We start from the raw sequence: 14,593 nt of genomic DNA on the forward strand, positions 1-14,593 counted from the left end.
AAAGATATTGTTCTTTCAAAATTGCATGCTACAATAAACTTTTTTATATACATTGGACAAGCCCTCGACCTATTAGTATCAGTCAGCTAAATATGTTACCACACTTACACCTCTGACCTATCAACCTGGTAGTCTTCCAGGGGTCTTACTGACTTAACGTCATGGGAAATCTTATCTTGAGGTGGGCTTCACGCTTAGATGCTTTCAGCGTTTATCCCTTCCCGACATAGCTACCCAGCTGTGCTCCTGGCGGAACAACTGGTACACCAGAGGTCAGTCCATCCCGGTCCTCTCGTACTAAGGACAGCTCCTCTCAAATTTCCTACGCCCGCGACGGATAGGGACCGAACTGTCTCACGACGTTCTGAACCCAGCTCGCGTGCCGCTTTAATGGGCGAACAGCCCAACCCTTGGGACCTACTACAGCCCCAGGATGCGACGAGCCGACATCGAGGTGCCAAACCTCCCCGTCGATGTGGACTCTTGGGGGAGATCAGCCTGTTATCCCCGAGGTAGCTTTTATCCGTTGAGCGATGGCCCTCCCACGAGGAACCACCGGATCACTAAGCCCGACTTTCGTCCCTGCTCCACTTGTAAGTGTCGCAGTCAGGCTCCCTTCTGCCTTTGCACTCTTCGAACGATTTCCGACCGTTCTGAGGGAACCTTTGGGCGCCTCCGTTACTTTTTAGGAGGCGACCGCCCCAGTCAAACTGCCCACCTAACAATGTCCCGTGACCTGATTCAAGGCCTCCGGTTAGAAATTCAGTACTGTCAGGGTGGTATCCCAAGGATGACTCCACACAGGCTGACGCCCATGCTTCCTAGTCTCCCACCTATCCTGTACAGACAATACCAAATCTCAATGCTAAGCTACAGTAAAGCTCTACGGGGTCTTTCCGTCCAATCGCGGGTAACCAGCATCTTCACTGGTACTACAATTTCGCCGGATTTGCAGTTGAGACAGTGCCCAAATCATTACGCCATTCGTGCGGGTCGGAACTTACCCGACAAGGAATTTCGCTACCTTAGGACCGTTATAGTTACGGCCGCCGTTTACTGGGGCTTAAGTTCACACCTTCGCTTGCGCTAAGTGATCCCCTTAACCTTCCAGCACCGGGCAGGCGTCAGCCCCTATACATCAGCTTTCGCTTTAGCAGAGACCTGTGTTTTTGCTAAACAGTTGCTTGGGCCTATTCTCTGCGGCCTACATTTCTGTAGGCACCCCTTCTCCCGAAGTTACGGGGTCAATTTGCCGAGTTCCTTAACTGCAATTCTTCCGCTGGCCTTAGGATTCTCTCCTCATCTACCTGTGTCGGTTTGCGGTACGGGTACCAAACTCCTCCCTAGAAGCTTTTCTTGGCAGCGTGGAATCAGGTACTTCGCTCATACGAGCTCCCCATCACACCTCAACTTAGTCTCCGGATTTGCCTAGAGACATGTCTAAGTGCTTAGACAGACATCCAATAGTCTGCACACCCTATCCTCCTGCGTCACTCCATTGGTAATAACGTCATTTGGTAGTATCGGAATATCAACCGATTGTCCATCACCTACGCCTTTCGGCCTCGGCTTAGGTCCCGACTAACCCTGGGCGGACGAGCCTTCCCCAGGAAACCTTAGATTTTCGGCCATTGAGATTCTCACTCAATTCTCGCTACTTATGCCAACATTCTCACTCCTGTACAGTCCACCGCTCCTTTCGGTACGACTTCAGCCCATACAGGAAGCTCCTCTACCACTCCGTTAGGAGTCCGTAGCTTCGGTAGTAGATTTTAGCCCCGGACATTTTCGGCGCAAGGTCTCTCGACTAGTGAGCTATTACGCACTCTTTAAATGAGTGGCTGCTTCTAAGCCAACATCCTAGTTGTCTTAGAAACCTCACATCCTTTACCACTTAATCTACATTTAGGGACCTTAGCTGACGGTCTGGGCTGTTTCCCTTTTGACTACGGATCTTATCATTCGCAGTCTGACTGCCTGGGTACAAGTGTATGGCATTCGGAGTTTGATAAGGTTCGGTAAGCCTCGCGGCCCCCTAGCCCATTCAGTGCTCTACCTCCATCACTTAATTTACCAGACGCTAGCCCTAAAGCTATTTCGAGGAGAACCAGCTATCTCCGAGTTCGATTGGAATTTCTCCGCTATCCACAGCTCATCCCATGGTTTTTCAACACCAACGTGGTTCGGTCCTCCACGAGGTTTTACCCTCGCTTCAACCTGGCCATGGATAGGTCACCCGGTTTCGGGTCTACAGCATGCAACTAGTCGCCCTATTCAGACTTGGTTTCCCTTCGGCTACGTACCATAAGTACTTAACCTTGCTGCATACCGTAACTCGTTGGCTCGTTCTACAAAAAGCACGTCGTCACACACATAAGGTGCTTCGACCGGTTGTAGGCACAGGGTTTCAGGTTCTATTTCACTCCCCTCCCGGGGTTCTTTTCACCTTTCCCTCACGGTACTGCTTCACTATCGGTCACTAGGTAGTATTTAGCCTTGGGAGGTGGTCCTCCCTGCTTCCCACAAGGTTTCACGTGTCTCGTGGTACTCTGGATCAGTTCTGACTTTTTCGTTCTTTCGCCTACATGACTATTACATTCTGCGGTGCAACTTTCCAGTTGTCTTCGACTAGAATTCCAAAGTATTTATGAACTGTCCGCAACCCCAAGAGCAAGCTCTTGGTTTGGGCTCTTTCCGTTTCGCTCGCCGCTACTCAGAAAATCGATGTTTCTTTCTCTTCCTCCGGGTACTTAGATGTTTCAGTTCCCCGGGTTACCTTCCTTAAGCTATGTATTCACTTAAGGATACATGAGGTTTCTCATGTGGGTTTCCCCATTCGGAAATCTGTGGATCACGGCCTATGTGCGGCTACCCACAGCTTATCGCAGCTTATCACGTCCTTCATCGGCTCCTAGTGCCAAGGCATTCGCCCTGCGCCCTTTGTAGCTTGACCTATCATTTATTCTACTATAAACTGCGCATTACTTCGTCAGCTACGTCGCTCATTTCGTTCACATACAAAAGTATTGTTCACTCATTCGCTCCTTGCTTCCTCGTACTGCTTGTTTCTAGCGAATAAATCTATACAATCTTTACTAGATTAGTATAGGTATATAAATCAGTAAATCTATAATAGATTTTAAAGTCTTTATTGTAACTATGCAATTTTCAAAGAACAATCTGCTCTACTATAAGCTTCGCATTACTTCGTCAGCTACGTCACTCATTTCGCTCATATACATAAGTATTATTCGCTCATTCGTTCCTTGCTTCCTCGTACTGCTCGCTTCTAGCGAACATATAATTTTGAAAGATTCTATGATCTTTCAAAATTGAACAGAAGACATAAACCTTTTTGCTTAGGTTCTCCCTAAACATATATCCTTAGAAAGGAGGTGATCCAGCCGCAGGTTCTCCTACGGCTACCTTGTTACGACTTCACCCCAATCACTAATCCCACCTTCGGCCGCTGGCTCCTTGCGGTTACCTCACGGACTTCGGGTGTTACCAGCTCTCATGGTGTGACGGGCGGTGTGTACAAGGCCCGGGAACGTATTCACCGCGACATTCTGATTCGCGATTACTAGCAACTCCAACTTCATGTAGGCGAGTTGCAGCCTACAATCCGAACTGGGATGAGTTTTTGAGTTTTGCTCCACCTCACGGTTTTGCGTCTCTTTGTACTCACCATTGTAGCACGTGTGTAGCCCTAGACATAAGGGGCATGATGATTTGACGTCATCCCCACCTTCCTCCGCGTTAACCACGGCAGTCTTGCTAGAGTGCTCAACTTAATGGTAGCAACTAACAATAAGGGTTGCGCTCGTTGCGGGACTTAACCCAACATCTCACGACACGAGCTGACGACAACCATGCACCACCTGTCTTCCTGTCCCCGAAGGGACTTCCTCGATTAAGAGTAATTCAGGAGATGTCAAGTCTAGGTAAGGTTCTTCGCGTTGCTTCGAATTAAACCACATGCTCCGCTGCTTGTGCGGGCCCCCGTCAATTCCTTTGAGTTTTAATCTTGCGACCGTACTCCCCAGGCGGAATACTTAATGCGTTTGCGACGGCACGGAGGTCATGACAACCCCCACACCTAGTATTCATCGTTTACGGCGTGGACTACCAGGGTATCTAATCCTGTTTGCTCCCCACGCTTTCGAGCCTCAGCGTCAGTTATCGTCCAGTAAGTCGCCTTCGCCACCGGGGTTCTTCCTAATCTCTACGCATTTCACCGCTACACTAGGAATTCCACTTACCTCTCCGACACTCTAGACCTCCAGTTTGAAATGCAGCACCCAAGTTGAGCTCGGGTATTTCACATCTCACTTAAAGGTCCGCCTACGCTCCCTTTACGCCCAGTAAATCCGGACAACGCTTGCCACCTACGTATTACCGCGGCTGCTGGCACGTAGTTAGCCGTGGCTTCCTCCTTTGGTACCGTCATTATCGTCCCAAAAGACAGGGCTTTACGATCCGAAAACCTTCATCACCCACGCGGCGTTGCTGCATCAGGCTTTCGCCCATTGTGCAATATTCCCCACTGCTGCCTCCCGTAGGAGTCTGGACCGTGTCTCAGTTCCAATGTGGCCGATCACCCTCTCAGGTCGGCTACGCATCGTCGCCTTGGTGAGCCGTTACCTCACCAACTAGCTAATGCGCCGCGGGTCCATCTTATAGCGGATTGCTCCTTTAAAGCTAAAGCCATGCGACTTCTACTTCTTATGCGGTATTAATCTTCCTTTCGGAAGGCTATCCCCCTCTATAAGGCAGGTTACCCACGTGTTACTCACCCGTCCGCCGCTAACTCCACTCCCGAAGGAGCTTTGTTCGCTCGACTTGCATGTGTTAAGCACGCCGCCAGCGTTCGTCCTGAGCCAGGATCAAACTCTCAATTTAAAAAGTTTGATTACTAGCTTAGTACTAGTTTGCTGACTTCATATATATGAGTCAATTTAAAGAATTAACTGGTTATATGTTTCTTCTGTTCAATTTTCAAAGATCATCTGTCGCTCTCTTGCGACGCTCATTTATTTTATCAAAGCTATCGAACCTTGTCAATAACTTTTTTTCTTTCTCGTTGCTGCTCTCTCGCAGCGACAAGACTTATTATAGCACCACAATATTTCTACATTTATCGATTTTATACTATATTCTTATATTATATTATTATTTCTTTAAATATCACACTATTTCTAACTATTTCACACTTTGATACACCTGGCACACTTGTAGTTGATTTTTATAAAAAACATAGGATAATATGTATTTTTACTTATAATTTACACATTATCCTATGTATATTTCTACTTTATCTTTTTATTGATATACATAGATTCTATTAATTTAATCCCAATATTAGTTTTAAAATACTTATCTTTTATAATTTTTATAGCTTCTATTTCTATATTATCTTCATCAATATTAACTAAAAAATCACTTTCTATTAATATTTGAAAATCTATTTTATCAATATTGTTATAAGAATGATGATTTCCTATAAGAAATTTTATTCTTTCTATCGTATCTTTATCTATATTAAATTCATTTAATAATTCTTCAGCAACTTCCGGACCCTCTATCTCTTGATAATTACCAGCTGAAGAATTATACTTTCTTTCTGCATTCTTTATTCCTATATCATGCAATATAGCTGCTATTTCTAAGCCTTTATATTCATCTTCTTTCATATTCTCTCTAGACGATATTAATTTAGCAAATTGATATACTTTAATAGCATGATTTATCCTTTTTATATCACCATCAAAATATTCTATCATTTTTAATATTATTTCCTCTATCATATATCTTTCCCCTTTTTCTTATATATAACTCAATGCAGTAAAAGCATTATATTTCCAGTAATAATATAAATAAAAGCCACATTGCAATTGCAATGTGGCTTTATGGTGGACCATCAGGGACTCGAACCCCGGACCTACCGGTTATGAGCCGGTTGCTCTAACCAACTGAGCTAATGATCCATTCTTACCTGGCAACATCCTACTCTCCCACACAGTCTCCCATGCAGTACCATCGGCCCTCTAAGGCTTAACCATCGTGTTCGGTATGGGAACGGGTGTATCCCTTAGAGGCATCATCACCAGATGCTAGTTCATTCAAAATCTATGATTTTGCTTAATGAACTGTACTCCTCAGCTCTGCTGAGCGAGTTTCCTTTTCATTCAGTGAAAAAACTTTATTATTCTTTCAAATTTGCTACAATAGTTATTATATCAACTTAAAATTTATTGTCAATAATTTATTTTTATAAATTTTACACAATTATTATAAATAAAAAGCTGTGGATTAAAATATCATTTGACTCTAACTTTTTAGTTTTATGATAAATTAAAATTATGTGGAAAAGAAATTTTTTTCTCCTCCACACTATACTTTCCTTATATACTAACTTTCTTTTTTACCAATTAATATTACACTTATTGAAGTTTATTAATAATATCTTTAAAAGCTCTTCCTCTTACTTCAAAATTAGGATACATATCAAAAGATGCACATGCTGGTGATAATGTTACAATATCACCTTCCTTAGATATCTCTTTTGCTTTTAATACTGCATCTTCCATAGTATTAACAACGTAAATTGGCAATAATAAGTTCTTTTCCTTAATAACATTATCAAAAACTTCTTTGATCTTTTCTTTTGTCTTTCCTAATAATATTAGAGATTTTATTTTTTCATACCCTTCTTCTGCCAATGGTTCAAATGGTATATTTTTATCGTAACCTCCTGCAATTAAAATAACAGGATGATCAAATGCATTTAAACCTGCTAATGTTCTTGTAGGTGATGATGCTATCGAATCATTATAATATTTAACACCGTCAATTTCTCTAACAAGTTCACATCTATGCTCTACTCCCTTAAATGTAGTAGCAACCTTTTTCATTGTATCGATGCTAACATAATCATATACTGCACAAAAAGCTCCTAAATAATTTTCTACATTATGCATTCCTTTAATAACTATCTCATCTTTTTCACATACTTTTTTATTATATACATATAAAATTCCGTCTTTATAGTATGCTCCATCATCAATTATTTGCTTAGTAGAAAACTTACTTAGTCTACCTTTTTCTTCTCCAACAAAAGATGCTGTTATATCATTATCCATATTTAATACTAGTAATCCATTGTTATCTTGATACTTAAATATATTTTTCTTTGATTCAATATACTCCTCCATACCTTTGTGCATATCTAAATGATTTGGAGTAATATTAGTAACCACTACAACATCCATAGGCAATTTAATAGTCATAAGTTGAAAACTAGATAGTTCTAAAACTACTTTATCTTCTTCCTTAATTTCTTCTATATTCGCAAACAAAGGAGTTCCTATATTTCCGCCTACATATGTCTTATAACCTTCTTCTTTTAACATATTATATATTAAAGTAGTAGATGTAGTTTTACCATCGCTTCCTGTTACTGCAAAAATTGTACCTTTGCAATATCTAATAAACTCCTCCATCTCTGATGTTATATATGCTCCTTCTTCTTTAGCCTTAACTAAAGCATCACAATCTATTCTCATTGATGGTGTTTTGAAAATAACTTTAAATCCAGTAAGTTTTTCCAAATAACCTTCTCCTAAGATTAATTTCACCCCTAATTCTTCAAATTCATCTCCAATTTCTCCAAGTGCTTCCCTAGTTTTTCTATCAAAAGCACTTACATTCGCACCTAAATTAACTAAAAACCTTATGAGAGGCACGTTAGAAACACCTATTCCAACAACAGCCACATTTTTATTCTTTATAAATTCCTTGAACTTACTAAAGTCTTCTCTCATAAACTTAACCCTCCTGATAATTAACTCTTTATTAATTATATCACGTATTTTTATTGATTTATAACAGCTATAAATAAATTACAACTACATTTTTACTTTCATATCAAGACATCAACAATTTTCATAACATATTCATAAATTTTCATAATTCTACAATACTTTTGTATAATTTCATTTTTTATGAAAACATCTACATACGCTATTTTACTGCTTTTACAGTATTTTATAGAATTTTCAGAATATAAAAACATTATTTTTTTTGTTGAAAACATACTGCAAATAATGTATTATAATATCATAACGCAAGAAAACTTTGATACAAATTCCCATAATTTAAAAAGATTTGACACATTCCCGTGATCAAACCCCAAATAACCAGATGCATCCCTATCTGGTTATTTATTTTTTTATAATACTTATTAAATATAAAAGGCTATGCACTATTCCAGCATAGCCTTTTATTTGTTAAAATGATAACTTTTCTTCTACATAAGCTCTAACTTCACTAATAGGAAGTCTAACTTGATCCATAGTATCTCTATCTCTTACAGTTACAGTATTATCTTCTAATGTATCAAAGTCTATAGTTATACAGAATGGTGTTCCGATTTCATCTTGTCTTCTGTATCTCTTACCAATGGACCCTGCTTCATCATAGTCTACAGCAAAATATTTTGCAAGTTCACTATAAACCTCAGTAGATTTTTCAGATAACTTTTTAGATAAAGGTAGTACTGCTACCTTAAATGGTGCTAATGCAGGATGTAATCTTAAAACGGTTCTTACATCACCTTCAGAAACTTCTTCTTCATCATATGCGTTACATAAGAATGCTAATACAACTCTATCTGCACCTAATGATGGTTCAATTACATATGGAATATATTTTTCATTTGTCACTGGATCTTGATATTGAAGATCAGTCTTAGAATGATTCATATGTTGAGTTAAATCATAGTCAGTTCTATCTGCTATTCCCCATAACTCACCCCATCCAAATGGGAATAAGAATTCTATATCAGATGTAGCATTTGAATAGAATGCTAATTCTTCTTGTTCATGATCTCTCATTCTTAATGCTTCTGTATTCATTCCTAATCCTAAAAGGAAATTCCAGCAATAATCTTTCCAATATTTAAACCATTCTAAATCTGTTCCTGGTTTACAGAAAAATTCTAATTCCATTTGTTCGAATTCTCTTGTTCTAAAAGTAAAGTTTCCTGGAGTAATTTCATTTCTAAAAGATTTACCTATTTGAGCTATACCAAAAGGCATTTTCTTTCTAGCACTTCTTTGAACATTTTTAAAGTTAACAAATATACCTTGTGCTGTTTCTGGTCTTAAATAAATTTCTGCAGCAGAATCTTCTGTTACCCCTTGGAATGTTTTAAACATAAGATTAAATTGTCTTATTTCTGTATAATTGTGACTTCCACACTTAGGACAATCTATATTATTTGAATCTATATATTCTTTTAATTGTTCTTTAGTCCATCCATCTGCTGAAGCAACTTCTACTCCTGACGCTGTCATATGATCTTCAACTAATTTATCTGCTCTAAATCTAGCTTTACAATCTTTACAATCCATTAATGGATCTGAAAATCCACCAACGTGACCTGAAGCTACCCATACTTCTCTATTCATAAGTATAGCTGAATCTAATCCAACATTATATGGTGACTCCTGAACAAACTTTTTCCACCATGCCTTTTTTACATTGTTTTTTAATTCTACTCCTAATGGACCATAATCCCATGAATTTGCTAGTCCTCCATAAATATCTGACCCAGGAAAAACAAATCCTCTGTTTTTGCATAACGCTACTATTTTATCCATAGTCTTTTCTACTGCCATTGATATAACCTCCTAAATTTTATTATTCAAAAAACAAAAAAACCACCTGCTCATCTAAGGGACGGTTTTACCGCGGTTCCACCCTTATTGGCAGCTAGCCCAACTTTATTTTTAATCGCTCCAAAGTTCCTTCAATATAAATTTCCTAATGGTTTGCAGCACCCACCATCTCTCTTCAAGGTCCCTTATATTTACTCCTCTTTTTCAACGCGTCTTTCATTATATTACTATTATATATCATTCAGCTAAATTAGTAATTACTTTATTTTATTTTATCAAAGATTATATAAAAGTCAATATTGCTTTATCATCATTTCCCTTGAGCATATTTTGTCTTTTCTTGCATTATTTTGTATTTTAATGTATTATATTGGTACTACTTTTTTCTTTTTTTGTTTTATTTATTAAATATTAAAGAGGTGATTATGTGATAAAAAAAACTTTTATTAAAACTATAATAACTTTTACAACTGCTATTGCTCTAACTCTAAATTCTTCAGCCATTGCAAGTTTTTCATCGTTAAAAACTAACGTTTACGCTGCCACTTCTACAGCAAGACAAATGGAGTATTTAGATCGTGGCGTTATAGCTACTAAAGTTAACAATGGTGTATATATTGGTTGGAGAATGTTAGGTACTGATAATGAAAATATTTCTTTCAACATATATAGAGATGGTAAAAAAATAAATTCTTCACCTATAACTAACAGCACCAATTATCTTGATACTAGCGGAACTACAAACTCTAAATATTCTATAAAGCCAGTAATAAACAATAAAGAACAGGACGGAACATCTGAGGTATCTGTATCCTCAACACCATATAAATCTATCCCAATAAAAAAACCTGCTGATGGAAAAACTCCATCTGGAGAAGAATATAGCTATAGTGCTAATGATGGTAGTGTAGGAGATGTAGATGGTGATGGACAATATGAAATTATATTAAAATGGGATCCATCTAATAGTAAAGATAACTCTCAAGATGGATATACAGGAAACACTTATATCGATGCTTATAAAATGGATGGTACTTTTCTATGGCGCATAGATTTAGGAGTAAATATTCGCTCTGGTGCTCATTATACTCAATTTATAGTTTATGATTTTGATGGCGATGGTAAAGCTGAAGTAGCATGTAAAACTGCAGATGGAACAAAGGACGGTACTGGAAAATACATTGGTGATAAGAGTAAAGATTATAGAAATAGCAAAGGACGTGTTTTAAGTGGTCCTGAGTATTTAACAATGTTTGAAGGCTCCACCGGTAAAGCTTTATCTACTATAGATTTTTCTCCTGAAAGAGGCAAAGTAAGTGATTGGGGAGATAGCTATGGTAATAGAGTTGATCGTTTCCTTGGTGGTGTTGCATATTTAGATGGTAAAACTCCAAGTCTTGTTATGAGCAGAGGATATTATGCTAAAACTGCTATAACAACTTATAACTTTAAAAACGGCAAGCTTACAAAGAATTGGGAGTTCGTTGCAGATGGTTCAACAAATTCTAGCTATAGAGATCGTGGTTGCCACAGCTTAAGTGTAGCTGATGTAGATAATGACAATAAAGATGAGATAATATTTGGTTCAGCAACTATAGATGATAATGGTAAAGGATTATATTCTACAGGACTTTCTCATGGTGATGCGTTACATGTTGGAGACTTAGATCCTACTAATGATGGATTGGAAGTTTTCCAAGTACACGAATCAAAGACCTCCAAATATGGATTTGATCTTCGCGATGCAGAAACTGGAAAAGTGCTTTGGGGCATAAAGACTGGTACTGATGTAGGTAGAGGTCTTACTGCTGATATAGATCCTACTCATCCAGGCGAAGAAATGTGGGCATCAGGCCAAGGCTTATATAACTCTTCTGGTGAAAAAATAAGTTCTTCAACTCCAGGTTCTATAAACTTTGCTGCATGGTGGGATGGCGACTTATCTCGTGAATTAGTAGATCGAAATAGAATAGATAAATGGGATTATCAAAATAACAAATTAAACAGACTTTTAACCGCTACTGGATGCTCTGCTAATAATAGTACAAAGGCCACTCCTGTATTACAGGCTGATATATTAGGAGATTGGCGCGAAGAAATAATTTGGAGAACTGACGATAGTAGTGAATTAAGGATTTATTCAACAACAGATATAACTGAATATCGTATTCATACATTAATGCATGATTATGTATATAGATTGGGAGTAGCTTGGCAAAATGTTGCATATAATCAACCTCCACATACAAGCTTTTTCTTAGGTAATGGTATGTCAAAGGTTTCTTCACCTAATATATATTTAGCAGGTAGCTCTAACAGCTCAAATGATTCATCTAGTTCTAGTAATACTTCTACATCTAATAATTCAACTACTGTAACTAAAATTACTAGTGGTAAGTGCTATAGACTTAAAAATGCAAATAGTGGTCAATATATGGATGTAAAAAACGGCAACTATGCTAATAATACTAATATACAACAACATCCTTCTAATGATGAATCTGCCCAAGTTTTCAAAATAGTAAGTGTTGGTGATGGATATTATAAAATGGTATCTCAAGTTGGAAATGCAGATAAAGTTGTAGATGTTAGCGGCAAAAAAACTTCTAATGGTACTAATATAGCATTATATACTGATAAATCTGCTACTAATCAACAATTCAAGTTCAAATGTCTAGATAATGGTAACTTTGTTATATACACTAGAGTTTCAAAAAATAAATCTGTCATCGAAGTAGAAAATGCCAGCAAAAGTAAAAAAGCAAATATTCAACAATGGGAATATAATTCTAACCTATGCCAAGAATGGATTCTTGAATTAGCTGATTAAATAGTTAAATAAATGGGCCATTATACAAGACTATAAAGACTCTTGTATAATAGCCCATTTCTATATTTCTTTCATAAAAATTAATATTTTTATAAAAAAGCTGCCACAAATAAATTTGTGACAACTTTTTCAACACTATCAATTATATATTTAAAATAATAAAAAGATTAGTATTAATACTAATCTTTTTTATGGCTCCGTAGAGAGGGCTCGAACCTCCAACCTGTCGGTTAACAGCCGAATGCTCCACCATTGAGCTACTACGGATTAATCTCATTCACAAATAATATTATATTAATATTATTTGTGAATGTCAACAACTTTTTTAAAGTTTTTATGATACAGGAATTTCCTACATAACTATTCACTATTACTTCTTCTCTCTTAACTGCCTTTATAAAAAGTAAGACTGAAGCATTAAATGATATGCTCCCCTTATGGTAGACACATAAAATAATTAAAATGTCTATCATGAGAGGGAGTATTTTTTTATGTGTAAAAAACGTAATTTTAGTGCTGAAGAAAAAGTTAAATATGTTGAGGAATATCTAAAAAGTAAAAATAGTATGAGTCATTTTTCATCTATGCTGGGGATTGCCTTAGAATCTTTTCGTCAATGGATTCGTAACTACAATAGTATAGGCGCGGAAGCCTTTACGATGGAAGGATATAAGGGCTATTCTAAAGAATTGAAATTACAAGCAGTAGAAGCTTATTTGTCAAATTTATATTCTCAAGATGAAATTTGTGCAAAATATAAAATACGTTCAAAAACGCAACTACAAAGATGGATTTCAATATATAATAGTCATAATAAACTAAAATCTTCTGGAGTTGGAGGGACAGCAATTATGACTAAAGGTAGAACTACAACTTATAATGAACGTATTGAGATTGTAAAGTATTATATAGAAAATGATAAAAATTACGCTAAAACAGCAGAAAAATTTCAAATATCATATCAACAAATATATAGTTGGATTAAGAAATATGAAACCAATGGCATTGAAGCACTATTAGATAAACGTGGAAAGCGAAAGCTTGCCGATGAAATGTCTGAAATAGAAAAGTTAAAAGCGAAAAACAAATTACTTGAAGCCGAAAATCGTAGACAACAGATGGAGATAGAATTCTTAAAAAAGTTAGACGAAATAGAAAGGAGGCGATTTTAAGTAAAACAAAAAATGAATTTATCTATTTAGCAATACAAGAGTTGCATAAGCAAAAATCTTTTTCTATTAAAGAATTATGTGAAATAGCCGGTATTGCACGCTCCGCATATTATAAATGGACGAATCGCAAAGTAAGTATGAATGAAAAATTTAATGAGGTGTTATTATCACTTATACAAGAATCATATGAAGAAATAAACGGAATATTAGGATATAGACAAATGACTATAAAATTAAATCGTGAAAATGATTTTCATGTAAATCCAAAGAGAATTTATAGGCTTATGTGTATTCTTAATCTAAAGTCAGTATGTCGTAGAAAACGAAAAACTTATAAAAAATCTACACCTGAAACTGTAGCTGATAATATTCTAAATAGAGATTTCTATGCAGATAAATTTGGTGAAAAGTGGCTCACAGATGTAACGGAAATGAAGTATGGTATTGGAAAGAAAGCATATTTAAGTGCAATTCTAGATCTTTCTGATAAGAGTATTGTCTCTTTTGTAATTGGGCATTCAAATAATAATAATCTAGTGTTTCAAACATTTGATATTGCCCGTAGGGAGTATCCGCAGGCTACGCCTATTTTTCATAGTGATCGTGGTTTTCAGTATACTTCAAAAACATTTAAGAAAAAGCTTGAAGAAGCTAATATGATTCAAAGTATGTCACGAGTATCACGTTGTATTGATAATGGTCCAATGGAAGCATTTTGGGGTATGTTAAAATCAGAAATGTATTATTTAAAGAAATTTAATTCATATGAAGAATTAGAAGCAGCAATTATAGAGTACATAGATTATTACAATAATCGTAGATATCAAAAACGTCTCAACTCTATGACTCCGTTAGAATATAGGGAGTATTTATTAAAATCTGTAGCATAAAATATAGCTAACCACAAAAGT

Annotated in this window: 6 protein-coding genes, 2 tRNA genes, 3 rRNA genes and 1 other annotated feature; of the genes, 3 read left to right on the plus strand and 8 right to left on the minus strand. The window is 36.8% G+C overall.

All coding sequences use genetic code 11. The annotated features are described in order from the left end of the window. Window positions 1-52 precede the first annotated feature (52 nt). From CM240_RS12315 to CM240_RS12345, 7 genes are all read right to left on the minus strand, one after another. Window positions 53-2,953 (minus strand): 23S ribosomal RNA (locus CM240_RS12315). 435 nt (window positions 2,954-3,388) lie between these two features. Beyond that, a 16S ribosomal RNA gene (locus CM240_RS12320) occupies window positions 3,389-4,902 on the minus strand. A 407-nt stretch (window positions 4,903-5,309) separates the two neighbouring features. Further along, window positions 5,310-5,807, minus strand: coding sequence for an HD domain-containing protein (locus CM240_RS12325; RefSeq protein WP_044039424.1), 498 nt, complete (start codon window positions 5,805-5,807; stop codon window positions 5,310-5,312). A 103-nt stretch (window positions 5,808-5,910) separates the two neighbouring features. Then, window positions 5,911-5,987: transfer RNA gene (locus tag CM240_RS12330), tRNA-Ile, on the minus strand. Between the two features lie 6 nt (window positions 5,988-5,993). Next, window positions 5,994-6,111: ribosomal RNA gene (gene rrf / locus CM240_RS12335) — 5S ribosomal RNA — on the minus strand. The 16S, 23S and 5S rRNA genes sit together here with 1 tRNA gene alongside, the layout of an rRNA operon. A gap of 332 nt (window positions 6,112-6,443) precedes the next feature. Continuing rightward, window positions 6,444-7,823, minus strand: coding sequence for a UDP-N-acetylmuramoyl-L-alanine--D-glutamate ligase (murD, locus tag CM240_RS12340; protein ID WP_044039425.1), 1,380 nt, complete (start codon window positions 7,821-7,823; stop codon window positions 6,444-6,446). Between the two features lie 465 nt (window positions 7,824-8,288). Then, the gene (locus tag CM240_RS12345) at window positions 8,289-9,680 is read right to left on the minus strand and encodes a glycine--tRNA ligase (protein ID WP_044039426.1); all 1,392 of its coding nucleotides are present in this window, start codon (window positions 9,678-9,680) and stop codon (window positions 8,289-8,291) included. 54 nt (window positions 9,681-9,734) lie between these two features. Continuing rightward, window positions 9,735-9,897: a binding site (T-box leader), on the minus strand. Window positions 9,898-10,107: 210 nt separating this feature from the next. On the opposite strand from CM240_RS12345, the gene CM240_RS12350 reads away from it, so the two are divergent. Beyond that, window positions 10,108-12,510: a rhamnogalacturonan lyase family protein gene (locus tag CM240_RS12350; RefSeq protein WP_084485438.1), complete on the plus strand. Its 2,403-nt coding sequence runs from the start codon at window positions 10,108-10,110 to the stop codon at window positions 12,508-12,510. 192 nt (window positions 12,511-12,702) lie between these two features. Here the strand turns inward: CM240_RS12350 and CM240_RS12355 are convergent. Next, window positions 12,703-12,777, minus strand: a tRNA-Asn gene (locus tag CM240_RS12355). Between the two features lie 224 nt (window positions 12,778-13,001). Here CM240_RS12355 and CM240_RS12360 point away from each other — a divergent pair. Both CM240_RS12360 and CM240_RS12365 read left to right on the plus strand, forming a co-directional pair. Then, entirely contained in the window at window positions 13,002-13,682 is a 681-nt protein-coding gene (locus CM240_RS12360; RefSeq protein ID WP_044035761.1) for a helix-turn-helix domain-containing protein, read from the plus strand. Then, complete coding sequence (locus CM240_RS12365) at window positions 13,676-14,572, plus strand: IS3 family transposase (protein WP_084485331.1); 897 nt, start codon at window positions 13,676-13,678, stop codon at window positions 14,570-14,572. The genes CM240_RS12360 and CM240_RS12365 overlap by 7 nt, the downstream gene beginning before the upstream one ends. The last annotated feature ends 21 nt before the right edge of the window (window positions 14,573-14,593 follow it).

Origin of the sequence: Clostridium bornimense (assembly GCF_000577895.1) — a bacterium.
GTDB classification, from domain to species: Bacteria; Bacillota; Clostridia; order Clostridiales; family Clostridiaceae; genus Clostridium_AN; species Clostridium_AN bornimense.